The sequence below is a fragment of the Roseibium sp. MMSF_3412 genome (genome assembly GCF_030733265.1).
In the GTDB taxonomy this organism is placed as follows: Bacteria; Pseudomonadota; Alphaproteobacteria; order Rhizobiales; family Stappiaceae; genus Roseibium.
The window spans coordinates 280,684-303,504 of record NZ_JASHJI010000001.1; the positions used below are offsets into that span (position 1 = coordinate 280,684).

The window sequence follows — 22,821 nt, forward strand, 5'->3', positions numbered from 1 at the left end:
GCGACGCGAGCGCCTCAGCTGGCGACCGAGAACTGATCGTTAAAGGCGTAGCCCGCACCGCGGACAGTGCGGATCGGGTCCTTCGCCTTGCCGCGGTTGAGGGCCTTGCGCAGCCGCCCAACATGAACGTCCACGGTGCGTTCGTCGACATAGACGTCATGTCCCCAGACGCCATCGAGCAGTTGTTCGCGCGAGAACACACGGCCAGGCGAAGTCATCAGGAATTCCAGCAAGCGGAACTCGGTCGGACCCAGGTGGATTTCCTTGGTGCTGCGGCGCACGCGATGCGTCTCTCGGTCCAGCTCTATGTCGCCCGAGCGCAGCATCGTCGAGACGACTTCGGGGCTGGCACGGCGCAGGATCGCGCGGACGCGGGCCATGAGTTCGGGAACAGAAAACGGTTTGACGACATAATCGTCGGCGCCGGTGGACAAGCCCCGGATGCGTTCCGCCTCCTCGCCGCGGGCTGTCAGCATGATCACCGGCAGACGCTCGGTGTCTTCACGCGCGCGCAGACGCCGGCAGAGTTCAATGCCGGACAGTCCCGGCAGCATCCAGTCCAGAAGCAACAGATCAGGCAGGCTTTCGCGCAGGCGGATCTCCGCCTCGTCACCGCGCACGCAGGACTCGACCTGATATCCTTCCGCTTCCAGATTGTATCTTAAAAGAAGGCTGAGAGGTTCTTCGTCCTCAACGATGAGCACCTTCGGCATTCAACTTCGCTCCGATTGTCCGGCCGGCACTGTGACGCCAGCCCAAAAATTCGAGCCGTTTCCCCGGCTCAGACAGCACCCGACATCTCGTCGACCTTTTCACGGTCTTCCGGCAGGCGCTCGCCGGTCACCATGAAATAGACGTTTTCGGCGATGTTGGTTGCGTGGTCGCCGATACGCTCAATGTTCTTGGCGCAGAACAGCAGGTGGACGCATTGCGTGATGACACGGGGGTCCTCCATCATGTAGGTCAGCAGTTCCCGGAAGAGGGACGTGTAGATTGCGTCCACCTCCGCATCGGCTTCCTGGACGCGTCGTGCAGCTTCCGCGTCCCGGCGCGTATAAGCGTCCAGAACCTGCTTCAGCTGGCCAAGGGCAAGTTCGGTCATGTGCTCGACACCGATCGCCAGCTTCTTGGACTGCAGATTGTTGTCGATGGCAATCGCACGCTTTGCAACGTTCTTGGCAAGATCGCCGACGCGCTCAAGGTCGTTGGCAATCCGGCTTGCCGCCGTGATTTCACGCAGGTCCTGGCCCATCGGCTGACGGCGCGCGATCATTTCAATCAGCTTCGCCTCAACAGCCTGATGGAGTGCATCGAGACGTTCGTCATTTGCTATCGTGGTTTTGGCCAGCTCATGATCCTGAGAAACAAGCGCTGCGACCGCGTCGGCAAACGCGCGCTCCGCCAGGCCGCCCATTTCGGCAACTTTCCCGGCCATTTCCGTCAGTTCCTCGTCATACGCCGAGACAATGTGTTCAGACATCGTGTGTCTCCTTCCGATTTCGGAATTCCGCCTAGCCGAAGCGGCCAGTGATGTAATCCTGAGTGCGCTTGTCTTTCGGATTTGTGAAAATGTCCTCGGTCAGACCTTCTTCAACCAAAACCCCGAGGTGAAAGAATGCGGTGCGTTGCGAGACACGGGCAGCCTGCTGCATGGAGTGAGTCACGATCACGATCGTGTAGTTCTCGCGCAACTCGTCGATCAGTTCCTCGACCTTTGCCGTTGCGATCGGGTCGAGTGCGGAACAGGGCTCATCCATCAGGATGACTTCAGGGCTGACGGCGATGGCCCGCGCGATGCAGAGGCGCTGCTGCTGGCCACCAGACATTCCGGTTCCAGGTTCATCCAGACGGTTCTTGACCTCTTCCCAAAGACCGGCCTTCTGCAGGCTGGACGAGACGATGTCGTCAAGCTCGGCCTTGTTGCGGGCGAGACCGTGGATACGCGGGCCGTAGGCGATGTTGTCATAAATTGACTTCGGGAACGGGTTCGGCTTCTGGAATACCATGCCGACCTTTGCGCGTAATTGCACCGGATCCACTTTCGGATCGTAGATATCCTCGTTGTCGATCTTGATCGATCCTTCAACGCGGCAGATGTCGATCGTGTCGTTCATGCGGTTGATGGTTCGCAGGAACGTGGACTTGCCGCAGCCGGACGGTCCGATGAAGGAGGTCACCGACCGCGGCTGGATCTCGATGTCGACGTCCTTGATGGCGTGGTTCTCGCCATAGAAGACCTGGACCTTGTTTGCGGAAATCTTGCTCTCGGTCATGTCTTTCGCCTGTTCAATGCTCGGCATTTCATTCATCGCATCAGTCCTTACCAGCGGCGCTCAAACCTGCGGCGCAGGATGATCGCGATAATATTCATTGAAAGGAGGAAAATCAGCAGGACAATAATTCCACCCCAGGCTTTCTCGGTAAAGGCGAGGTCCGACCGCGCAGCCCAGGTGTAGATCTGGGCCGGCATTGCCGAATTCGGCTCCGTGAAACCGGCGATGAACCCGTCCGGATATCCGCGCGCGACAAATCCGACCATGCCGATCAGGAGAAGCGGCGCTGTTTCGCCAAGGGCCTGTGCGAGACCGATGATGGTGCCGGTCAGGATGCCGGGCATGGCCAGCGGCAGTACGTGATGGAACGTCGCCTGCATCTTGGACGCCCCGACACCGAGCGCGGCATCCCGGATACTCGGAGGAACCGCCTTCAGTGACGCGCGTGTCGAAATGATGATCGTCGGCAGCGTCATCAGCGTCAGAACCAGACCGCCGACCAGTGGTGCAGACTGCGGCAGATGCATGAACTGGATGAACACCGCCAGACCGAGAATACCAAACACGATCGAGGGAACGGCGGCCAGGTTGGAGATATTCACCTCGATCAGGTCCGTGAACCGGTTCTGCGGAGCGAATTCCTCAAGATAGATGGATGCGGCCACCCCGATCGGGAGCGACAGGAACAGCACCACCAGCATCATGAAGAAAGACCCGATCACCGAAGCGCCAATGCCTGCGGCGGCGGCGTTGTCGACGCCGGCGTCAGCACCGGTGATGAACGGCCAGTTGAACACCGTCTTGATGACGCCGGCCTCGACCAGATTGTCGACGACGTCCAGATCCGACGACATCAGGAAGCGGCTGTCAGTCATGCTGTCGCGGGTGATGCGGCCGCTCATGTAGCCGTCCACCCTGGAAGACGCGGCAAGGTCGAAGCGCACAGCCTGACCCAACTGGTCCTCGTTTTCGCGAAAAAACGCGCGGATGGTGCCGCCCGGCTTGCCGACGATGCGTTCGATGGCGTCCGGCTCAACAGGTGTTTCGATGCCACTTTCCGTGAGTTGGCCGGACAGGGCGTTGATGAAGATCTCCTCGTAGGCCTTCGTCTTGAACAACGTGCCTTCTGCAGCGTCGTACTGCTCCTGCGTCAAGGTGAACTCTACTTCAACGACCGTGCGCGAGAATGCGGGAATGCCCTGCGAAATGATCGCGTAAGCCAGGACGACGAGGAAGAAGAGCCCGATGGCAATCGCGGCGATCCCGTAGGCCTGGAACCGCTTTTCCGCAGCATTGCGTTTGCGGGTCAGATCATCGAGCGCGTAGAGCGACTTGGGCTGCCTCGAGGCTTTTGCAGGTTGTGCGGATGTCTCGGGAGGAAGTGTTGCGTCGGTCATCAGTCATACTGCTCCCGGTATTTGCGCACGATATAAAGTGCCACAATATTGAGACCCAGGGTTATCACGAAGAGTGTCATGCCCAGCGCGAAGGCCACCAGGGCGACCGGCGAGGCAAAGTCCGCGTCGCCCGTCAGCTGACTGACGATCTTGGCGGTGACGGTCGTCATGGCCTCGAAGGGATTGAGGCTGAGGCGTGCAGCCGCGCCGGCACCGAGTACAACGATCATCGTCTCGCCAATCGCGCGTGAGGCGGCCAGAAGGATCGCACCCACGATCCCGGGAAGCGCGGCCGGCAGGATCACCTGGCGTACCGTTTCGGACTTGGTCGCCCCAAGACCGTACGATCCGTCGCGCATTGCCTGGGGGACGGCGTTGATGATGTCGTCCGACAGCGAACTGACGAATGGGATCAGCATGATTCCCATCACGAGGCCGGCGGTCATGACCGCCGTTCCCGCCTGCATGATGCCGAGGCCTTCGTTGCCAAAGACGGACAAGAGCAGCGGGCCGACCGTCAGAAGCGCAAACAGGCCGTAGACGATGGTTGGGATACCAGCCAGAACTTCAAGAAGCGGTTTGGCGACGGCGCGCACCTTCGGGCTCGCATATTCCGACAGGTAGACAGCGGCAAAGAGGCCGATCGGCACCGCGACGACCAGCGCGACGATGGAAATGTAGAACGTACCCCAAAGCAGCGGCAGGATGCCGAGCTGAGACGAGCTGCCTCGTCCTGAGAAACTTGGCGACCATGTCAAACCGAAAAAGAAGTCCGAAGCCGGGTAGAGCCGGAAAAACTCCCAGGTGTTGAACACCAGCGAGAGCACAATTCCGATGGTGGTCAGGATGGCGATGGACGCCGCCGCAATCAGAATGGCCTTGACGCCCTTTTCAACGACATTGCGCGCCCTGAATTCGGCATTGGTTTCCCGCAGCGCCCAGAAAGCTCCGAACAGGGCAACCAGAATAACCACAACAGACATGATCCAGTTGCCGGTTGAATTCAGAACGCGGTAGCGCTGCGCCGCAAGCAGGATCGGCTGTGTGATCTGCGTGGTGACAATCTGGCCAGCGTCCTTGAGCCGCGCGCTGACGTCAGCGATATCGGCGCGGGCGTTGCTTGCAAATTCCTCAGTCATTGCGCCGCTTGCAACGGCGTTGTCGAGGCCTCTGGCAGCACGGCGCACTTCGGCAATCACGAGCCCGCGGGACGAGCCTTCTTCAATCGACGTTTCGGGGATCATCCCGGAAATGACGCTGTTAACGTAAAATGGCTGCGCGAGCAGCCATACAATCAGGAGCAGGAAGGCAGGAACAACCACCTTCATTGCAACGTTTGTCCCATAGTAGGACGGAAGGGAATGCAGAGCCGATAGCTCTCCCCCGGCACTGGACATGGCCCGTGACCGCCCCAGAACGTACCCCACCGCAGCGATGGCAAGCACGATCAAGATGAGCCAGAACAAAGGCATTTGCTCCCCCGGAAATGTAACGGAAACCGAATAGAAAAGGGGCGGCGGAAACTGCCGCCCCTCGGTCGAGCATGCGCTCGATTACTTCATTGTTTCTTCGTTGTTGACGGAAGCCTGAACAGCGGCCAGTTCCGGGTCTGAAACCAGACCATACTGTGCCAGCGGGCCCTGGGGACCGGCAACCTCGTCAGCGATGAAGAACTGAGCGTATTCTTTCAGGCCCGGGATCACGCCGATATGTGCCTTCTTGATGTAGAAGTACAGCGGACGGGAAACCGGATACTCACCGGAAGCGATCGTCTCGGTGGACGGAGCGATGCCGCTCATGGTCGCAACTTTCAGCTTGTCGGTGTTGTTCTCGTAGAATGCGAGACCGAAGACGCCGATGCCGTTCGGGTTGGTGTCGATGCGGGCCAGGGTCTCGGTGTAGTCACCGTCGATGTCAACGGACTTGCCGTCGCGACGAACTGCGATGCAGGCATCTTCAGCGTCGTCTTCGGACATGCCACCGTCGATCATGGCCTTCAGGGCGCCGGACTCTTCACAGCCAACTGCAAGAACCTTCTCTTCGAAGACTTCACGGGTGCCGTGCTTGGTGCCCGGGATGAAGGCAGCGATGTCGACAGCCGGCAGTTCGGCGTTGAACTCGGACCACGTGTTGTAAGGGTTGTCGACGATCTGACCGTCCTTCAGGACCTTGGCGCCAAGAGCGTTGAACACGTCTACCGGTTCGAAAGCGGTGAATGCAGGGCCATCTTTCTGGGAAGCGAAAACGATTCCGTCATAACCGATGCGGACTTCGATGATGTCCTTTACACCAGCTTCCGCGCAGGCCTTGATTTCCTTTTCGCGGATCTTGCGCGACGCATTGGCAACGTCGATGGTGTTTTCGCCAACACCTTCACAGAAGCGCTTCAGACCAGCGGAAGACCCACCGGACTCAACAACCGGCGTCGGGAAGTCGGTGTTCTCGCCGAAAGCTTCAGCAACGATGGAGGCGTAAGGAAGAACAGTGGAAGAACCAGCAACTTGGACCTGGTCGCGAGCCTGGGCTGCGCCAACGAATGCAGTGGATGCAACCGCGAGGGCAGTTGCGCTTACGAGGGTCGTAAATTTCACTTGACCACTCCCTTTGAATGTCAAGGTTTATGGATAGTCGCCATGCATGTCATGCCTGAGCGATGCCGGGACCGTAGGCCTGATGGATGAGAGTTCTATGACAGTTTGTTATCAGTTATGTGACAATTTAAGCCTCTGAAAAATAAAGAGTTTCTTTCTCACTTGACTGATTTGTGTCAGAATCGATCCCGCAGAAAGTCATGTCCCTGTTCCAGGCACCTGAGTCCGTCTCTCAATTGACGATGGGGCAATGGCAAACGCGGCGCACGCGGCTGCCCGTCGCGCAGCCTATATGAAGATCATGCCAGAAAAAGCGCGCCCCAATGCATCGCCTGTTTATCTGAAATGGTAGTGCGGTGAATTTGAAGGCCGCATCATTGCTCCAGCAGTCTGCGAAGTGAACTTCAAATTTGTAAACCGCACTAGAAACAAAGACTGGCTAGTCACCGTCTTGAATTTGAAGTTCGTTCGGAGCGCGCTGCAAAATGGGTTGAACTTCAGATTGAAGTGACTAGTGGTGCGGTGCATTCCCGCTGGCGTCTTCCGTCTCCTCGAGAGCCGGGAGATAAATCTTGAACGTTGCGCCCTCGCCCGGCTCGCTCTCCACGTCCATTCGCGCCTTGTGACGCGTCAGGATGTGCTTGACAATGGCCAGACCGAGCCCGGTGCCCTTCAAGGCCCTGCTGGATTCAACATCGACCCGGTAGAAGCGCTCGGTCAGTCTGGGCAAATGCTCCGCGGGAATGCCTTCGCCATAGTCGCGAATCGAGAAAACCCACATCGGTGCGCTCTCCGTTTCGTCGATCAGACGCAGCGAGACGTCGACATACTTGCCGGAGCTGCCATATTTCAGCGCATTTTCGATCAGGTTTTCCGCCACCTGAATGAGTTCGTCGCGATCTCCCCTCAGCCGTGTCGGTCCGTCCGGAAGGTCGATCCGGATGTCAACGTCAAGATCGCGCGCAAGCGGTGACAGCGCATCTGCCGTGTGGCGCACGATCTCGGAAAGATCGACCACCGTCACAGGGCGCACATGCGCCTTCAGCTCGATCCTGGACAGAGAGAGGATGTCGTCGATCAGGCGGCGCATGCGCGCAGCCTGATCCAGCATGATCGCCAGAAACCGGTCCTGGGCTTCCGGGTCGTTTTTGGCCGGGCCCTGTATCGTTTCGATAAAGCCCGTGAGCGAGGCCAAAGGGGTGCGCAGCTCATGGCTGGCATTGGCGACGAAGTCGGTCCGCATCCGTTCCAGACGCCGGTTCTCGGTCAGGTCCTGAATAACCACCAAAATGAAATCCGGGAGATGGGTGCGCCCGGAATTCGCAGAGCCGGGCATGTAGATCGGTGCGATATGCGCTTCATACCAGGTTTCGGTCGGCACCTTTTCGATCCAGGAGATGCGTTCTTCCTTTCCGCTGCTGCAGACACGGTCGAAGGCTTCCAGCAGCGACGGGGCGCGCAGAGAAAAGGACAGCGGATCGCCCGGTTTCACCCCTTCGTAGATCGCATGCGCCTTGGCATTCACGTAGCGCGTGATCCCTCGCCCATCAGCAACGAAGCATGGGGTCGGCAGGGCGTCCACCGTGACCTTCATGCCCGTGCCCGGCCACATCCGCCGGATTTCCCGCTGTGTGTTCAGTTTCACCCGCCGGCTCGCGGACCGTCTTGGAACAAAGGCCGCGACACCGGTCATAAGTCCGACGGTAGCCGCCGCCGGCCAGAAAGGCACGTTGAACAGCAGGACTGCGGCCAAGGCTGCGCACAGTGCCGTGAGCAGTATCCAGCGCGCCTCGCCTATCCGGGTGAGCGGCGACGCCGGAGGGTGCCCTTCCGGGTTTTCCTCTACAGACATTGAAGACATGAAGACAAGCGCAAGATCGGGAACCTGTGGGTTACGCCTCAATTGCCGCACACTATTTCGACGCCTCAGTAATTTGCAAGGTCGAATTCAGGTTTAAGGGCATGGGCTGCAACTGGCTTACCACATCAAACATGTCAGCGAAGCGACACCGATGCGAATTGATTTCGACCCCGGACCCCTACCGCCACTTTGCCGTCAGGGCCGCGGACTTCAATCCTGCGATCATCCGGGGCCAGCCGTGTTCCTGGCGCATGAAGGCACAATAGTCCGCACCGTTTTCGCCGTGGCGCAAGAACTCTGTATGGACAATCTCAATCCGGGTGTTCTCGCCGGCCTCGCGGAAATTGACCATCACGCGGCTCGCAGTGAGTGGATCGGCGACTTCTTCTCCTTCAAGCGAAACCTGCCACGCCATGCGGATATAGATCGGCGGTTCGATGGAAAGCACCGTTCCCCAAGTGCGCGTGATGCCATTGCCGTCTATTTCATAGCAACGCCCACCCACGCAGGGTTCGATATGCGGCTCTACGCCCTCTTCGCCCGCATCCCGGAAAGGCGACGTCCACCAGGTATCAAGCCTGTCAACGAAGAGCGAGAATGCCCGGTCGCGGGAAAGGCCCAGCACCACTTCGAACCGGCATTCCTGATCATCTGCCATGTCTAAAACACCACGTTCCCGGTTTTGAGCCTTGCTTGATTTCAAATCATTCTAGGGTCAGGACCCATTAATTTGGAAGAATTGGTAGAGATGAATTTGTTCGGATACGAGGCGCAAAGCTGCAGGAAACCGTCCGGTTTCCAAAGATTTGCAACGATGTTGCCGGGCAAATTCACTCTATCTCTCCAAGACGCAAAAACGGCTTCGATCTGCCACGTCAAACCGCTCAACCGGGCAGGCGGCCCGCTTCTCGCGCTTTTCCTTGCAGCTCATCGCCGTTTGCTGCGCCAACTCTACCAAATTAATGGGTCCTGCCCCTAGCCCACGAAGACAAAATATTCTGTGTCCCTAGTGCATCAGCCTTGTTTTCATTCATCGGAAATCTGCACCGGCATGCAAGAGCCGTCCCGATTTCTCAAACAATCCGGAACAAAACGGCTCATACAACCGGGCCCTAGCTGATTCCGACGTCATCCAGATGACAGTAAAGCCGGAACTGCTCAGGGAAGATCCTTTGCCCTTTCAGATCGAAATTGGGAGTTGCCAAAGGCTGCGCATTGGCGGAGTTTCAGCCATGCGACGTCACGCCTCCAATCCGATCTGAGATCTGCCGCCGGACAACATGAAACACAATCTCGACTTTGATCCAAATTACGGCTCCGCCGTTGAGCTTTCTCCCGGTCTCAGGCGGCTGACCGCGCGCAACCCGGGGCCGTTTACGTTTCGGGGCACCAACACCTACCTTATCGGAACAAGGAAAATCGTGGTCGTAGATCCGGGGCCGGCGCTGAAAGAGCATATCGACACCATTGTGCATGCGCTCGATGGAAGCGAGCTGGAAGCGATCCTGGTCAGCCACACACACATGGATCATTCTCCGGGTGCCCGGTTGCTGCAAAAGCGAACCGGCGCCCCCATTGTCGGCAGCGGACCTCACCGGCCGGCACGCGCACTCATGGAAAACGAGATCAATCCGCTCGACAGCAGCGGTGACAGGGAGCACACGCCGGACCTCCAACTATGGGACGGAGACATTTACAAGGCGAGCGAAGTCACGATCGAAACAGTCGAGACGCCGGGTCACACGGCAAACCATCTGTGTTTTTCCATCGCCGGCGATGACGTGCTTCTTTCGGCGGACCACGTGATGGGCTGGTCCACGTCCATCGTCGCGCCACCCGACGGCTCGATGCGGGACTACATGGCCTCCATCGAGAAGCTTCTGGCCAGGTCCGAACAGACCTATTACCCAGGGCATGGCGGACATATCGACAATGCGCATAGCTATGTCACGGACCTGAAGCAACACAGGATACGCCGCGAAAACTCGATTCTCTCGGAGATTTCTGCGTCGGAAAAATCGATCCCCGAGATTGTCGGCACGCTCTACGCGTCCGTCGACCCATCGCTTCATCCGGCCGCGTCGCTGTCGGTTTTCGCGCATCTTGAGGATCTGGTCGAAAGGGGCCTTGCAGGGGCCCGTCCCGACCTGTCGCTTAGCGCCTACTACAAGGCGACCGCGTAAGCCCTCAGCCTTCCAGGTCGGGCAGATCCTCAGCGTCCGGGTCGGTGGTTTCGCCGTTCTCGAAATAAGGCTTGAAGCCAGGCAGAGGGATGACTTCTCTCTGATCTTCCAGAGCGATCGGAGGAAGTTCCTCCTCCTCTTCCCCTTCATCGACGGAAAGGCGGGCAAGATTGCCATACGTCTCCAGCAGGACACGATCGATCTCGTCGAAAACGGTCCTGATCTGGCCGGCGTTCGTTGACAGGTCCCGCAAGGACGTTCTGGACCTTGAGCGGACATCCAGGAGCGCTCCAACGGTATCGGGCCGTATTCTCAACGCGACATCAAATTTCAGGCCGAGGATGTGCGTTTCTCCCTCGGCCTGAAGCCTCGTCGCGGCATCGAGCAGATCGGGCGGCAACTCGTCGACGATTGTCCAGTTCAGGTTTTCAAGTGCCTTGGCACCGGCCACATGCAACTGGCCCGGTGCAATCCTGTATCGGCGCGGAACGATATCTGCGGTTCCGCGATCCGGCTCGAATCGACGAAGCGCAGCTTCCTGCGGCAGGCCGGAAAGAAACGGATACGCCTTTTCTTTCAGAAGAACCGTGGTCCAGCTCAAAAACGGCTGCTGCTCGACAATGGCTTGCGTTTTCAGTTCGGGCGGATCGACCGGGTTGGTCGCGAGATCATTGACGCCGCCGCTTGTGACAAGCATTCCGACAACGACGGCGGGCGGGAAAAGCGCTGCCACCCCGAACAGAAGCCCGGTCAGCGCCGAGGGAACGCCAGGTCCTCCCTTGCTCCAGATCCTTTGAAACGCGACAAAGGCCGCCAGAAGCGCAAACAGCGCCACACAGGCGGAAAACAGAAGCGAGAGGAAAAACACGTCCGCATCGATGAAGCCGAAACGCTTGGCGGCGAAGGCAGTTATCGTGATTGCTAGCGCGACCGAAGCAATGGTCCGGCTCGCCGGCGCGGAAGCTGTTCTATGGACGGCATAGCGTTTCATACGTTTCCAACCCGGATCGCGGCACTTGCAATGGGTGCCCGATCACCAAAACCTAGTCTGTTTTTTGTGTTTGTGGACAATTTGTCAAATTAGAACTTCACTTATACGGCGCACTCTTCATAATTTATCTGGTCAAGGTTCGAATCATTCTGAGCCAATGGTGGGGAAAAAAGCCTTAACCGCACGGAGCAGCGCACGATTGGAATGAACTCACGACAACCTGCTGACGAAATCTGTCAGAGCGCAGATTCGAACCCGCATACCGGCACCGACGCCGCCTGGCATCTCTTTGCGCCCGGTTTCCCCAACGCCGTGATCTGTTACGCCTGCATCTGCGTTTTTTTCCTTGCTCCGATCGCATTGCTGTTTGCAGTACAATTCGCCGATCACAGCGAAGAACGGCTTTTTGCTCACTATTATTACATCAGGACAACAATAGCCCTGATGGTTATCGGCAGCAGTATCGGCGGCGTGATGATTGTTCTGGGAGCCGAGATCTCGACACATCTTATTCTTGCCGGCCTACTGTTGGCCGCGCTTGCCGGAATGCTTACGATTGCAAGATGTTTTAAAGGCGTTGCTTTCGCCCTGATGCGCAAGCCTCCCCCGTCCTACCGTTCCTATGTTTTGTGAACCGCTCCGCGTACTTGCCGCAGATGACCTGCTGCACAAAAGAAAGTTAAATTTTACTTAACCATTTACTTCAAATTCACTGCCCTTACGTTACATCCTGTTATAGAATTTGACTGGCTGAAACGGCCGAAGAAGCGCATCATTCAAAGGCTGGTTGCGACTTTTTTTGAGGTTTGCAGAAGCTTGCCCTTTGAATGCCGCAATTGGACACGACATGCACGCGGCCCGCAATTATCCGCGCTTTAAACCGCCAGTCAGCGGGAACTGGTACAAACAACGGACCTTGGAAAAATGTCTGAGCAATCATCCCAACCGGCTGCAGAAGTACCGGCGGGAGCCAAATTGGAAAATCAATATAAACCTGTCGGAATCGCTGCTTTGAATGCAGCCGCCCTTTGCAAGAACGCGGGCGCTTCGACAAAGAAAAACAAGTAATCGAAGCCGCACAGCGGAACGATTGCTTGAGGACCATATTTCGGTCCCTTCGGACAGCGAACCACAGTCTTTCGGGTTCCAGTACGCTTGCCGTGCGCCGACCTGTTCGGCAAACTGCACCCGTCGAGGTCTGTCGAGAATCGCGTTCGATCAAAGTCGCAGACGGATCAGCACCTTCGGTGTCTTGACGTGGCTGTGCGTTTTGGCGCGCACGACATCGAGAACCGGGGTGCACGGATCCATAGCGGATGGCTTTGCAGGCCACACATCCCAGGTGACGTGTCCTGCAATTCCTGCCGAAGGTCCTTTGCGACCCTGGTTTGTGCGGCCCATCGGCTTCTTGTCAGATCCGGAATGAAATGCCGGCCGGAGACGTGCGGCCAGGCCGTGCGGAGTCTGACCATATGATCATTGCCTACTGCCCTTCCGTGAATGGTCTTGAGCGCATAGAGCTCGCACCCGAAACACCTTTGCCGTCAACGTCCGTCTGGATCGATCTCGTTTCCCCCACACGCGACGAGCAGAAAGCTGCGGAAAAGCTCATGGGCGCGGAGATCCCGACGCGGGACGAGATTGCATCCATCGAGACCTCCGAGCGGCTCTACGCCGAGCCCGGCGCACTTGTCATGACAGTGCAGATGCCGATGGCGACGCGTACGCTCGATCCGATCCTGTCTTCGGTGACCATCGTGCTCAGCTCCAAGCGGCTTGTCACCGTTCGTTACGGCGAACCCAGATCGATTGCCCTGCTGTCAAAGAAGGTCCAGGGCGACGCCACAATCGCTCATCTGGGGCCCGCAGTGCTGTTCGCGCTTCTTGACATCATCGTGGACCGCTGCGCCGACGAAATGGAAAACGCGTCCGCCCGCTATGATGAACTGGCTGTGCAGGTATTCGGAGACGGTCTCAACACGCGCAAGACCGCAAGCTACCAGGTTGCTATCAAGCAACTCGGGCAGATCGGCCTGCACGTTGCCAAGATGCACGACGTGTGTACGAGCCTGTCGCGCGCGCTGTTGTTCCTCAACACGCATTCCAGGCGGGTGAGCCTGGCCGAGGACCAGGCGGCGGAAGTGAAAACCTACGGACGTGATGTGCGATCCATCAAGGAACATGCCGATGCGATGGACAACAAGCTCGCATTTCTGCTGGACGCAACGGTTGGTCTCGTGACGCTTGAACAGAACCAGATCTCGAAGATCTTCACGGTCCTCGGCCTTGTGTTTCTGCCCCCGACCCTGATCGCGTCCATCTACGGAATGAACTTCACCAACATGCCCGAACTCAAATGGGAGCAGGGTTTCCTGTTCTCCCTTGGAATGATGTTCGTGTCCGTTGTCCTGACTTTCCTGTTCTTCCGCTGGAAACGCCTCTTGTGAACCGGACGTTTCCAGGATGTGCAGTGCCGCGCCGCGGCTTACGGGTAGAGCCGTTCCTTTTCCCACGGCTGGTCGGGAGCGCCTCGTGAAAACACGATCCGGTCATGCAGCCGAAACGGCCGGTCGTGCCAGAATTCGATGGATGTGGGCACCAGACGCATGCCGGACCAATGCTCGGGACGCGGAATGTCGCTGACACCGAATTTCGCGGTGTATCTGGCGACTTCCTTTTCCAGCGCAAACCGGCTTTCCAACGGTCTGGACTGTTTCGAGGCCCACGCTCCGATCCGGCTGCCGCGCGGCCGAGACTGGTAATAGCTGTCCGCCTCTTCGTCAGACACCTTGTGCACCTCACCGCGAATGCGAACCTGCCGTCTCAGGGATTTCCAGTGAAAGCACATTGCCGCCTTGCCGGAAGCCAGAAGCTCAATGCCCTTGGCGCTCTCGAAATTGGTATAGAAAACAAAGCCCCGTTCATCGAACCCCTTCAGCAGTACCATGCGCACATTCGGGAGGCCGGTTTCGTCGACCGTTGCCAGCGCAAGTGCATTCGGATCGTTCGGTTCAGTGCCCTTGGCGTCCTCAAGCCATTCAGAAAAAAGATCAAATGGCTTCTTGACGTCCGCAAAGTCACCTTTTGTTAACTCTTCAGTAGGAAGGTTGGGATCTGTCATGGGTTACCTGTCGAAGAACTCGACCGCCTGAAGCACGGCAAGGATATGCCAGTGAAGGGGCCGGCTGAAAAATTGTATCTTATGCGTTCATATACTCTTAGAGGCGGCAAGATCCACCCCGTTGTCGCCACAGCGCTGATCCTCTCGATCTGTCTTGCCGGCTGCGCCCAGGTTACCGTTCCAACAGGAAGCAACAACGTCGATACTCCGACGGTATTGACCGGCTCAATTCCGACCCCGTCAGATCAGGCCTATTCCGACGTCAACGCAGATGATCGTGCGGTTATCGCCGAAAACCTCGATACGCTGAGCGGCGATCTGGATCTGAGCGAAGAAAGCAAGGACGTCATGCTGTCCTGGCTCAACCCTGTCAGCGGAAACTCGGGAACGCTCACGAAGATCGAGACCGCTACGTTCGATGCGACCGGGTGCCTCTCCTTCCACACGACGGCAAACACAATCGCTGGAATAAAGCTCTATTCGGGAACGGCCTGCCGGGATGTCACGCAACGATTCGCCGTGACCGCTCTCAGCGTTACGGACACCTGACCGCCAACAGGCCGTCAATTCCCGGCTGCGCGCCGCACAAAGGCTTCCAGGGACTGGAATTTTGCCTGTACCGTCCCGATATAGTAGATAAGTCCGGTCAGTTCAGCCTCGGGAAAACGCGCGCTTCGGAGCAGGTCATGTGTCCGAAGCGTTTCCGCGTGAGGCGGATGGCCGGAAAATCTTAGATACCTGGTGATGTGAATGCGAGATCCCTACAGCGTTCTCGGGGTGGCGAAAACTGCCAGCGAGGGCGACATAAAAAAGGCTTTTCGGAAGCTGGCCAAGAAATACCACCCTGATCAGAACAAGGACGATCCGGGTGCACAGCAGCGCTTTGCCGAAGTCAACCAGGCCTACGAAATCGTTGGAGACAAGGACAAGCGGGCCCAGTTCGACCGCGGCGAGATCGACGCGGAGGGCAAGCAGCGCTTCCAGTCGAAGGGGTTTGACGGGTTTTCCGGTTTTGAAGATTTCGGAGCAACCGGCGGTGCCCAGGGCTTCCGCTCAAGTGGCGGTAACACCGGCGGATTTGACGACATCCTGAACGATATCTTCGGCGGGTTCGGCGGCCGTGGCAGCCGCTCCGGTGCCGGCGCGGGTGCGGGTCCAGGTGGCTTCGCCGGCGCGGGAGCCGGTGCACGCGCGAAGGCACCGCCGCGGAAGAAGGGAAAGAATGCCGAGATCATCGCGCGCGTTTCCCTGGAAGACATCGTGAATTCGGGCAAGACACAGGTCACGCTGCCAAGCGGCAAGACCGTCAACGTCACGCTGCCGAAAGGCGTGGAGGAAGGCGAAAAGATCCGGCTGAAGGGTCAGGGCCATCCGGGTGAACACGGCGGTCCCGCGGGCGATGTGATGGTCGAGGTCAGGATCAAGCCGCACAAGCTGTTCGAGATGAAGGGAACGGACCTGCATCTCGACCTTCCGCTTACGCTCTATGAGGCCGTGCTTGGAGCCAAGGTGCGCACGCCGACCCTGTCCGGGGCAGTCAATCTGACGATCCCGCCGAACACGTCGAGCGGCAAGGCCATGCGGCTGAAGGGAAAGGGCCTGCCCAACAAGAATGGCGGCCACGGCGATCTCCTGGTGAAACCGCAGATCATCATGGCGCCTCACAGCGACAACGAACTCGACACGCTGATGAAGGCCTGGAAGGAAATCACGCCTTATCGTGCGCGCGGACCGGAATACGACTGAGCGTTCTGCCCCGGCAGCCCGAGTTGCCCGGTGCCCTTTCCGGGCTGCCGCTCGCCTTTCGGCGAGCGGCGCTTGCCGAAGATCAGTTCTTGAGCTCTCCCAGCAGCTCGGCCAGCATCTCCATACCCTTGCCCCAGCCCTGGTCGAGGCCGCTGATGGCACCGGCAAAGCAGGATATTTCGGCATCGGTCGCGTCATGCGGCGTCCACACGAGACGCATTTCGGTGTCCTCGCCCGCCTCGGTGAAGGTGACGGTCGTCAGAAGCGTCCTCGGCCAGTCAGGCATCATCGGATTGGAAGACGGGTCCCAGTTTTCGTCCGAAACGGAATGCAGCCAGACAAGCTTTTCCGGTTCGACGACCTCGGTGTATTCGACCCTCTGGTAGTGTGAGCCGCCGCCAAATCTCATCTCGTTCAGCCAAAGCCCGCCCGGCCTGACATCCAGCTTGTGAATGACCGTTTCCACGCCGGGACCGTACCAGCGGGACAGCAGCGCCGGCTCCGTCCAGGTTCGCCAGACAAGCTCACGCGGTGCATTGAAACGTCTTTCCAGAACATACTCAGGCAAGGACACGCTATTTCTCCCATTTTTCCGTGTTTTTCAGCTCATCGAGCAAAGCGTCGAGCTGATCGAAGCTCGATGACCAGAACGTCTTGAATTCTTCCAGCCAGGCGACGGCCTCCTTCATGGGCACCGCATTGAGCCTCGCCGGCCTGCGCTGCCGGTCTGCACCACGCATGATCAGGCCCGCACGCTCCAGCACTTTCAAATGCTTGGAGACCGCCGGCTGGCTCATGTCGAACGGTTCCGCGATTTCGTTGACGGATGCCTCTCCTGCCGCCAAGCGCGTCAGAATCGCCCTGCGAGTCGGGTCTGACAACGCGGCAAAGACCGCATCGAGGGAGGAGTCGCCCTTTATATAACCAACTTGTTCCATAACTTAATGGTTATTCTTTTCGTCAAATCTGTCAAGGCCCTTGTTTTGTATAACTTGTTATATTACTTGTTATCTAAATTGGAGATCCCGATGACGGAAGACATTGTCCGGGCACTTGGCTACGGAACACTCGGCAGCCGGTTGAAACGGATGGGCGAGAAACTGCAGGCGCAGACCCAGGAAATCAGCGCACGGTCGCAGGAACTGAACCTTCCGGCGTCGCATCATCCGGTCCTCGCGGCCCTCGACCGATACGGACCACTCAGTGTTGGCAGTCTCACCGATGCGGTCGGCCTGAGCCAGCCGGGCGTAACGCGCATGGTCAACAAGCTGAAATCAGACGGACTGGTCGAGGGTTCGCCCGACCCGAGTGACCGGCGCGTCGCCAGGATCGCGCTGACCGGCAAGGGCCAGGCTCTTGTCCGGCATCTGCAAAAAACCCTTTGGCCGGAAATCATCCTGGCGGTCGCGGACGCCTGTTCCGGACTGAACGGTTCCCTGCTGCAACAGCTGACCCAGTTGGAAGACGCTCTCGAGGCCCAGTCGCTACGGGCACGGCGGTCAGCCGAACCACTGCCGGATTGGGAAGATTTGATGTCGAAAATGGAGAACATGCGATGATAAAGCGCATCTGGCATGGCTGGACCACACCGGACAATGCGGACCGGTACTTCAATGTTCTTTCCGGTACCGTCATTCCCGGGATCAAAGCCATGTCCTTACCCGGATTTCTCGGGATAGAGGTTCTGCGGCGCGACCATGCAAACGAGGTGGAATTCGCAACCATCATGACGTTCAAAAGCATCGACGACATTGTCGCCTTTCAGGGTCCCGACTACGCGCGCAGCCACGTTCCGGATGCTGCCCGGGCGGTCCTTGCCCGCTGGGAGGAGACCGCTTCCCACTACGAAGTAATGACCCTGACAAATCCGGTGGAACCCTGAATGACCGATCTTCTCAACCGCGTGGTATGGTCCGCCCTTGCGACCCGGCAGGGCGCGTTCTCGCAAGGGAACAGCTTGGCCCGCCGCTTTGATCCGCTTGTTTCTCCCTTCGCCGCCGCGAAAGATGAATCAAACGAGTCCCTGGCAGCGCTTGAAGAGCTGATCCTGCCAGGGGACGATCCTGTGTTCCTTCTGCAGGCGGACGAGATACGGCTCCCGAGCGGTCTGGCTGCCGAGAAAACCGCTCTCGGGGTCCTGATGATCGAGAAAATAGCTGTCGCATCATCTCCCGAAGACGTTGAAATCAGGCCGTTGACGCGTGCGGACGTGCCGGAGATGGTCGCGCTGGCGGAGTTGACGAAGCCCGGGCCGTTCACGAACAGGACGCCTGAACTCGGAACGTTTTTTGGGGTCAGGCACGATGGCCGGCTTGCGGCGATGGGCGGAACCCGGCTCAATCTGACGGGCTATAGGGAAATCAGCGGTCTTTGTACCCATCCCGACTTTCAGGGGCGCGGCCTTGCAAGCGCGCTGACGCTGCATGTTGCCGCGAAAATACGGGCGGACGGCGACACACCGTTTCTCCATGCCTATGCGGACAATCATGGCGCCATCGCGCTTTACCGGAAACTCGGATTTGAAATCTGGAACGAGGTCAATGTTGCGGTCGTCCGCCGGCGCCCCTGACCGGCGCGGGACACCTCGCGGTAGCTGGTGAATACGTTCCGCCTTGTCCCGCTAAGATGTCTTTAGTCTCTGCCTCAGATATTTCGCCGCCGACCGGTAGTGACTTGGCCCGGCGGCCTCCGCCCAGCGGCCTGTCGTCCAGGCATTCTTGCCGCCCTTCATCGGGGCCCCATAGAGTTCTTCCTGCGACAGGCTTTGCAGGAACTCCAGAAGTTCGCCGTGTCGAACCTCCAGCAGCGCAACGGCGTCGTCCCAGTTCAGGCCGGATTGCCGTTGGCGCAGATCCGCGTTGTAGCGTTTGAGCTCGTTCCACTTGTAGCCGCTGGCGGGAAAATCGACCGGATTGCCCGCCTGACCCCCCAGATACCAGCCGTGAAACAGCTCGATCCAATGGGCCCGGTGCCCGACAATGTCCTTCGGCGAAACACCGTCGTCATCGGCTGCCAGCCTCAGCTTTTCCGGCAAGGTATCCAGCATGTTGCGGAGCTTGCGGTATTCCATTCCGGTCAGTGCCAGAAGGTCCTGTTTTGTCGATGCTGCCACGCGGCCCTCCCTGATCCTGAAAGCAAAGCGCGATCCACACCAGGCGGCATTGACTTGAAACAAAAAAGGGGTGTTCCCGAACCGGTGCTTCGGGCGAAAAGTCAAACGCGCCGCACGAGATTCCTGCCATCTTTAGTTGCACTTATGCAACAAAGCTCCATCAAAACCAGCGCGTCCGACATCGACTCATTGCAATCAAAAAGCGCATTTAATAGGAAATACATTATTGTATAAAATCACAAGGCAAGACAATGCGTTCATTTGCTCTCTCGCTCCTGGTTCTGCTCGTTCCGGCAGTCGCCCAGGCAGACACGATCCGGGAAACAGTCCCCGCCAACAAAACATCAGTGGTCGGAGCCCACGCAACCTACGGCCCTATGTGCGAGGGTGGCACCATTCCGAAGATGAAGGTCACGCAAGCCCCGAAAAACGGCAGCGTTTCCTTCCAGCAGGTCAGCAGCAAGCTCAACGAGAAAGCGGGCCGCTGCGCCGGCAAGACCGTCAAGGGAACTCTTGTGGTCTACAAACCGAACCGTGGCTTCCGCGGCGAGGATGTGTTCCGCGTCAGGTTCGTCATGGACATGCACACATACGGGACTGCAAAAATCCGGAACGTCAGCAACAAATACATCATTGATGTGAAGTGAGGGATGCGTGGTGAGACGCGGCGGATCCAGGCGTCTCCCAGCGCGAAAACGGGTCGCGGTCAAATGATCCAAACTGATCGGAAACAGCTCTGACCTAGCGATCCTTCCAGCCGTAGAACCAGTAGGCGCCTTGCAGATAAAGCTTGCGAAACAGCGGCAAGGGAAACTTCTTCAGTGGCTGCCGCAACGGTACAGGCAGATCATCCTGCGTCAGTGCCCCCGTGATCAGTCCGGCAAGCTTTTCGCCGGAAATGGAGGCCATGGCGATGCCGCTTCCGTGCCAGCCGAGCGCTGCATAGACGCCTTCCATACCCGGCACCGCGCCGACAAAAGGCGTGAGTGCGCGCGCCAGGCAGACGTTGCCGTGCCAGCTGTACTCGGTCTCGACGTCCGCCCATGCCGGAAACATGGACTCGAAGTCCGAGCGAGCATGCTTTCGCATGGTTGTCAGCGCGGGCTCGGTTTCGAAAATGCCTCCGCGCGTTCCGAAAAGGAACCGCCTGTCCGGCAAAAGCCGGAAGTAGTGAAGCAGAACGCGGGTATCGGCTGCCATGGTCTGCGACGTCCATCCCTGATCGGCCAATTCACCGTCGCTCAAGGGCCGCGTCACCTGAATGGACGACATGGCCGGAAGCGTCCGGCCGTAGAGCCATTTCGGCGCAGTTTCTCGGGCGTAACCGTTGCCTGCAAGGACAACTTTTCTTGCACGGACATATCCGTGTTCGGTTTCAAGATGCCAGCGCTCCCCGTCCCGGGTCAGGTTCGTGACGGGCGATTTGCCGAAGATGCTGCCGCCCGCCTTGCGCAATTCGCCTGCGAGGGCAAGAACATACTTCATCGGGTTCAGCGCAAATCCGTAAGGCACGTGCATGCCGCCGTGGAAACCGGCGCCGCCGTACCCTTCTTCGCCGAGCGCTTCCTTTGACAGCAGGCGCGCCTTCATCCCGAAGTTTTCCTTGAGGAAATCTGCTTCTGATTTCAGCGTTTCGGCATCCCTCGGGCGATGCGCAAGAACCGTTTCTCCGCTTGAATGGCAATCGGCATCGACACCCCAAGCTTCAAGTCTCTGAGCGACCAGATTGATCCCCGCAACCTGGTAGGCAAGGAACCTGCGCGCCTCATCGAGGCCGAATTTTCTGATCAGCTGATGCTGGTCGAGCGTCGTTCCACCGATACAGCAGAAGCCGCCATTGCGTCCCGAAGCACCATATCCGACATGCTCGGCTTCCAGCACGCACACGGATACGCCACTCCGGGCAAGTTTCAGCGCCGCGCTGAGACCTGCATATCCCGCACCGACAACGGCAACGTCGAACAGGGCATTGCCCATCAGTTGGCGGTCGAGACGCGGCTGATCGACACTGGCTTCCCAGTAACTGCCGATCACCTCGCGCGGTGGCTTGGCCTGCTGCAGCATCTCAGATCCCCAGCCTGTCGCGAAGCGAAAACCAGGTCATTGCAAGAACCAGAAGCGGAAAGCGCAGACGATCACCGCCTGGAAATGCCGGAATGTCCAGTTTTTCAAAGACATCGAACCGCCCCGCCGTCCCGGCAACGGTTTCAGCCAGGATCTGGCCGCCGAGCGTTGCCATGGCAACACCGTGCCCGGAATAGCCGGAAGCAGTCAGGATGTTCGGTGCAGGCCGTGCAAAATAGGGCATGCGCCTTGGCGTTATGGCCAGCGTTCCGCCCCAGCCGTAGTCAAGACCGACATTCTTGAGCTGAGGATAAATTTCTTCCAGGGGAGCGCGGACAAAGGTTCTTATGTCCTCCGGGAAACGGTAACCGTAGTTTTCACCGCCGCCAAAGAGCAGGCGCCGGTCTGCGGACAACCGGAAATAGTTGATCACGAACTTGCTGTCGGCAACGGCGACGTTGCCGCGAATGATCCGTTCCGCTTCCCCATCCGAAAAGGGTTCCGTCGCAACGATGAAATTGTTGATCGGCATGACATGGGCGGCGGTCTTTCGCTCGAGCCTGCCAAGATAGCCGTTGCAGGCAAGAACGAGATGGTCGGCGGTGACATCGCCCTGCCCGGTTCTGACCGTGATCCTGCCGCTTCCCTTGCCGTCTATCCCGGTGACTTTTGTTTCCTCGAAAATCTTCGCGCCGGCCGCTTCCGCCGCACGGCCAAGCCCGAGTGCGAAGTTCAGCGGATGAAGATGTCCGGCGCCCATGTCGAGTGATCCGCCAAAGTAACGCGGACTGCCGACAAGATTTCCGATTTCATCGCCGTCGATGAAACGAATGTCCTCATATCCATATGTAAGCCGGAGATGCTCGACATGGTCCCGGCTTTCCTCAACATAGGATCTGCGATGATCGGCATGCAGGATGCCCGGTGCATAGTCACAAGCGATTTCGTGGCGGGAAATCAGATCCCGAACAAGCGCCTTGGATTGTTCCGCCAGATCCCAGAGCAACTTTGCATGAGCCTTGCCGTGCCGTTCTTCCAGAACGGTCTGTTCCACGCGCTGGCCGGAACCGACCTGGCCGCCGTTGCGGCCCGATGCGCCCCAGCCAATCCTGTTGGCCTCCAGAAGCACAACGTCAATCCCGCGTTGGGCCAGGTGCAACGCGGCCGACAGACCGGTGTACCCACCACCGACAATGCACACCTGACAGTTTCGGGACCCATCGAGAGGCGGATTGTTCGTCGTCCAGTTCGCAGTCGCGGCATAATAGGAAGGTGCGTGCTGGCCCGGCGTGTCATTTGCCGTCAGGAGATCTAGCGCTGTTAGCATCGCGGACCGCCAGCTCCCGTAAACTGAAACCCGGTGTTGAACTGAAACAAGGCCGCCACCTTCCCGCGTTCAGGTGCCAACTTCAAGACGAAAATCGACTTTCTTCGCGTAAGTTTCGCTTGAATTTGCAAGCTCTTGGAACTCACCCGACGTCA

At 58.4% G+C, this 22,821-nt stretch carries 24 protein-coding genes; 9 read left to right on the forward strand and 15 right to left on the reverse strand.

Annotated features, from left to right (window positions below):
* Positions 1-14: 14 nt before the first annotated feature.
* The 8 genes from phoB to RBB49_RS01240 all read right to left on the reverse strand — a co-directional run bounded on the left by phoB (position 15) and on the right by RBB49_RS01240 (position 8,780).
* Positions 15-713 (reverse strand): phosphate regulon transcriptional regulator PhoB, encoded by a 699-nt coding sequence (gene phoB, locus RBB49_RS01205; protein WP_306140824.1) that lies wholly within the window; start codon positions 711-713, stop codon positions 15-17.
* Positions 714-781: 68 nt separating this feature from the next.
* Positions 782-1,480, reverse strand: a complete 699-nt coding sequence (gene phoU / locus RBB49_RS01210; protein WP_306140825.1) for a phosphate signaling complex protein PhoU — start codon at positions 1,478-1,480, stop codon at positions 782-784.
* 31 nt (positions 1,481-1,511) lie between these two features.
* Positions 1,512-2,309, reverse strand: a complete 798-nt coding sequence (gene pstB / locus RBB49_RS01215) for a phosphate ABC transporter ATP-binding protein PstB (RefSeq protein WP_306140826.1) — start codon at positions 2,307-2,309, stop codon at positions 1,512-1,514.
* A gap of 11 nt (positions 2,310-2,320) precedes the next feature.
* Entirely contained in the window at positions 2,321-3,670 is a 1,350-nt protein-coding gene (gene pstA / locus RBB49_RS01220; protein ID WP_306140827.1) for a phosphate ABC transporter permease PstA, read from the reverse strand.
* The gene (gene pstC, locus RBB49_RS01225; protein WP_306140828.1) at positions 3,670-5,142 is read right to left on the reverse strand and encodes a phosphate ABC transporter permease subunit PstC; all 1,473 of its coding nucleotides are present in this window, start codon (positions 5,140-5,142) and stop codon (positions 3,670-3,672) included. Before pstC ends, pstA begins: the two co-directional genes overlap by 1 nt.
* 81 nt (positions 5,143-5,223) lie before the next feature.
* Complete coding sequence (locus RBB49_RS01230) at positions 5,224-6,261, reverse strand: substrate-binding domain-containing protein (RefSeq protein ID WP_306140829.1); 1,038 nt, start codon at positions 6,259-6,261, stop codon at positions 5,224-5,226.
* Positions 6,262-6,772: 511 nt separating this feature from the next.
* Complete coding sequence (locus tag RBB49_RS01235; RefSeq protein ID WP_306140830.1) at positions 6,773-8,113, reverse strand: ATP-binding protein; 1,341 nt, start codon at positions 8,111-8,113, stop codon at positions 6,773-6,775.
* Positions 8,114-8,300: 187 nt separating this feature from the next.
* A complete protein-coding gene (locus tag RBB49_RS01240) occupies positions 8,301-8,780 on the reverse strand; it encodes an SRPBCC family protein (RefSeq protein WP_306140831.1) in 480 nt (159 codons plus the stop codon).
* 622 nt (positions 8,781-9,402) lie between these two features.
* Between RBB49_RS01240 and RBB49_RS01245 the strand changes: the two genes are divergently transcribed.
* The gene (locus tag RBB49_RS01245) at positions 9,403-10,305 is read left to right on the forward strand and encodes an MBL fold metallo-hydrolase (protein ID WP_306140832.1); all 903 of its coding nucleotides are present in this window, start codon (positions 9,403-9,405) and stop codon (positions 10,303-10,305) included.
* A gap of 4 nt (positions 10,306-10,309) precedes the next feature.
* Here RBB49_RS01245 and RBB49_RS01250 read toward each other — a convergent pair whose 3' ends face one another.
* Positions 10,310-11,296: a DUF1499 domain-containing protein gene (locus RBB49_RS01250; protein WP_306140833.1), complete on the reverse strand. Its 987-nt coding sequence runs from the start codon at positions 11,294-11,296 to the stop codon at positions 10,310-10,312.
* Positions 11,297-11,500: 204 nt separating this feature from the next.
* Here RBB49_RS01250 and RBB49_RS01255 point away from each other — a divergent pair, with 204 nt between their 5' ends.
* A complete protein-coding gene (locus RBB49_RS01255) occupies positions 11,501-11,929 on the forward strand; it encodes a hypothetical protein (protein ID WP_306140834.1) in 429 nt (142 codons plus the stop codon).
* A gap of 839 nt (positions 11,930-12,768) precedes the next feature.
* Positions 12,769-13,743: a magnesium transporter CorA family protein gene (locus RBB49_RS01260; protein ID WP_306140835.1), complete on the forward strand. Its 975-nt coding sequence runs from the start codon at positions 12,769-12,771 to the stop codon at positions 13,741-13,743.
* 38 nt (positions 13,744-13,781) lie between these two features.
* Here the strand turns inward: RBB49_RS01260 and pdxH are convergent, their stop codons facing one another.
* Positions 13,782-14,417 (reverse strand): pyridoxamine 5'-phosphate oxidase, encoded by a 636-nt coding sequence (gene pdxH / locus RBB49_RS01265; protein ID WP_306140836.1) that lies wholly within the window; start codon positions 14,415-14,417, stop codon positions 13,782-13,784.
* 81 nt (positions 14,418-14,498) lie between these two features.
* Between pdxH and RBB49_RS01270 the strand changes: the two genes are divergently transcribed.
* On the forward strand, positions 14,499-14,966 hold the full coding sequence (locus RBB49_RS01270) for an RT0821/Lpp0805 family surface protein (RefSeq protein ID WP_306140837.1): 468 nt from the start codon (positions 14,499-14,501) through the stop codon (positions 14,964-14,966).
* Positions 14,967-15,167: 201 nt separating this feature from the next.
* Positions 15,168-16,163, forward strand: a complete 996-nt coding sequence (locus tag RBB49_RS01275) for a J domain-containing protein (RefSeq protein ID WP_306140838.1) — start codon at positions 15,168-15,170, stop codon at positions 16,161-16,163.
* A gap of 82 nt (positions 16,164-16,245) precedes the next feature.
* On the opposite strand, the gene RBB49_RS01280 is transcribed toward RBB49_RS01275, so the two are convergent.
* Both RBB49_RS01280 and RBB49_RS01285 read right to left on the reverse strand, forming a co-directional pair.
* Positions 16,246-16,737: an SRPBCC domain-containing protein gene (locus tag RBB49_RS01280; protein ID WP_306140839.1), complete on the reverse strand. Its 492-nt coding sequence runs from the start codon at positions 16,735-16,737 to the stop codon at positions 16,246-16,248.
* Position 16,738: 1 nt separating this feature from the next.
* A complete protein-coding gene (locus tag RBB49_RS01285) occupies positions 16,739-17,101 on the reverse strand; it encodes a helix-turn-helix transcriptional regulator (RefSeq protein ID WP_306140840.1) in 363 nt (120 codons plus the stop codon).
* Between the two features lie 90 nt (positions 17,102-17,191).
* On the opposite strand from RBB49_RS01285, the gene RBB49_RS01290 reads away from it, so the two are divergent.
* From RBB49_RS01290 to RBB49_RS01300, 3 genes are read left to right on the forward strand one after another with little or no spacing between them, the layout of a single operon-like run.
* Positions 17,192-17,722: a MarR family winged helix-turn-helix transcriptional regulator gene (locus RBB49_RS01290; protein ID WP_306140841.1), complete on the forward strand. Its 531-nt coding sequence runs from the start codon at positions 17,192-17,194 to the stop codon at positions 17,720-17,722.
* Positions 17,719-18,045 carry an antibiotic biosynthesis monooxygenase gene (locus tag RBB49_RS01295; protein ID WP_306140842.1) on the forward strand — a complete coding sequence of 109 codons (327 nt, stop codon included), beginning with the start codon at positions 17,719-17,721 and terminating at the stop codon, positions 18,043-18,045. The genes RBB49_RS01290 and RBB49_RS01295 overlap by 4 nt, the downstream gene beginning before the upstream one ends.
* Complete coding sequence (locus RBB49_RS01300; RefSeq protein ID WP_306140843.1) at positions 18,046-18,732, forward strand: GNAT family N-acetyltransferase; 687 nt, start codon at positions 18,046-18,048, stop codon at positions 18,730-18,732. It abuts the gene before it with no gap.
* Positions 18,733-18,783: 51 nt separating this feature from the next.
* Here the strand turns inward: RBB49_RS01300 and RBB49_RS01305 are convergent, their stop codons facing one another.
* Positions 18,784-19,275, reverse strand: a complete 492-nt coding sequence (locus RBB49_RS01305) for a ClbS/DfsB family four-helix bundle protein (RefSeq protein WP_306140844.1) — start codon at positions 19,273-19,275, stop codon at positions 18,784-18,786.
* A gap of 251 nt (positions 19,276-19,526) precedes the next feature.
* Here RBB49_RS01305 and RBB49_RS01310 point away from each other — a divergent pair, with 251 nt between their 5' ends.
* Positions 19,527-19,922 (forward strand): hypothetical protein, encoded by a 396-nt coding sequence (locus RBB49_RS01310; RefSeq protein ID WP_306140845.1) that lies wholly within the window; start codon positions 19,527-19,529, stop codon positions 19,920-19,922.
* Between the two features lie 94 nt (positions 19,923-20,016).
* On the opposite strand, the gene RBB49_RS01315 is transcribed toward RBB49_RS01310, so the two are convergent.
* On the reverse strand, positions 20,017-21,339 hold the full coding sequence (locus RBB49_RS01315) for an FAD-binding oxidoreductase (protein ID WP_306140846.1): 1,323 nt from the start codon (positions 21,337-21,339) through the stop codon (positions 20,017-20,019).
* A 1-nt stretch (position 21,340) separates the two neighbouring features.
* On the reverse strand, positions 21,341-22,666 hold the full coding sequence (locus tag RBB49_RS01320) for an FAD-binding oxidoreductase (protein ID WP_306140847.1): 1,326 nt from the start codon (positions 22,664-22,666) through the stop codon (positions 21,341-21,343).
* Positions 22,667-22,821 lie beyond the last annotated feature (155 nt).

What these genes read in the sequence shown, in the direction of transcription:
- phoB (WP_306140824.1), bottom strand. Translation starts at nt 713, where the DNA reads ATGCCGAAGGTGCTCATCGTTGAGGACGAAGAACCTCTCAGCCTTCTT.
- phoU (WP_306140825.1), bottom strand. Translation starts at nt 1,480, where the DNA reads ATGTCTGAACACATTGTCTCGGCGTATGACGAGGAACTGACGGAAATG.
- pstB (WP_306140826.1), bottom strand. Translation starts at nt 2,309, where the DNA reads ATGAATGAAATGCCGAGCATTGAACAGGCGAAAGACATGACCGAGAGC.
- pstA (WP_306140827.1), bottom strand. Translation starts at nt 3,670, where the DNA reads ATGACCGACGCAACACTTCCTCCCGAGACATCCGCACAACCTGCAAAA.
- pstC (WP_306140828.1), bottom strand. Translation starts at nt 5,142, where the DNA reads ATGCCTTTGTTCTGGCTCATCTTGATCGTGCTTGCCATCGCTGCGGTG.
- RBB49_RS01235 (WP_306140830.1), bottom strand. Translation starts at nt 8,113, where the DNA reads ATGTCTGTAGAGGAAAACCCGGAAGGGCACCCTCCGGCGTCGCCGCTC.
- RBB49_RS01240 (WP_306140831.1), bottom strand. Translation starts at nt 8,780, where the DNA reads ATGGCAGATGATCAGGAATGCCGGTTCGAAGTGGTGCTGGGCCTTTCC.
- RBB49_RS01245 (WP_306140832.1), top strand. Translation starts at nt 9,403, where the DNA reads ATGAAACACAATCTCGACTTTGATCCAAATTACGGCTCCGCCGTTGAG.
- RBB49_RS01250 (WP_306140833.1), bottom strand. Translation starts at nt 11,296, where the DNA reads ATGAAACGCTATGCCGTCCATAGAACAGCTTCCGCGCCGGCGAGCCGG.
- RBB49_RS01255 (WP_306140834.1), top strand. Translation starts at nt 11,501, where the DNA reads ATGAACTCACGACAACCTGCTGACGAAATCTGTCAGAGCGCAGATTCG.
- RBB49_RS01260 (WP_306140835.1), top strand. Translation starts at nt 12,769, where the DNA reads ATGATCATTGCCTACTGCCCTTCCGTGAATGGTCTTGAGCGCATAGAG.
- pdxH (WP_306140836.1), bottom strand. Translation starts at nt 14,417, where the DNA reads ATGACAGATCCCAACCTTCCTACTGAAGAGTTAACAAAAGGTGACTTT.
- RBB49_RS01270 (WP_306140837.1), top strand. Translation starts at nt 14,499, where the DNA reads ATGCGTTCATATACTCTTAGAGGCGGCAAGATCCACCCCGTTGTCGCC.
- RBB49_RS01275 (WP_306140838.1), top strand. Translation starts at nt 15,168, where the DNA reads ATGCGAGATCCCTACAGCGTTCTCGGGGTGGCGAAAACTGCCAGCGAG.
- RBB49_RS01285 (WP_306140840.1), bottom strand. Translation starts at nt 17,101, where the DNA reads ATGGAACAAGTTGGTTATATAAAGGGCGACTCCTCCCTCGATGCGGTC.
- RBB49_RS01290 (WP_306140841.1), top strand. Translation starts at nt 17,192, where the DNA reads ATGACGGAAGACATTGTCCGGGCACTTGGCTACGGAACACTCGGCAGC.
- RBB49_RS01295 (WP_306140842.1), top strand. Translation starts at nt 17,719, where the DNA reads ATGATAAAGCGCATCTGGCATGGCTGGACCACACCGGACAATGCGGAC.
- RBB49_RS01300 (WP_306140843.1), top strand. Translation starts at nt 18,046, where the DNA reads ATGACCGATCTTCTCAACCGCGTGGTATGGTCCGCCCTTGCGACCCGG.
- RBB49_RS01310 (WP_306140845.1), top strand. Translation starts at nt 19,527, where the DNA reads ATGCGTTCATTTGCTCTCTCGCTCCTGGTTCTGCTCGTTCCGGCAGTC.
- RBB49_RS01315 (WP_306140846.1), bottom strand. Translation starts at nt 21,339, where the DNA reads ATGCTGCAGCAGGCCAAGCCACCGCGCGAGGTGATCGGCAGTTACTGG.
- RBB49_RS01320 (WP_306140847.1), bottom strand. Translation starts at nt 22,666, where the DNA reads ATGCTAACAGCGCTAGATCTCCTGACGGCAAATGACACGCCGGGCCAG.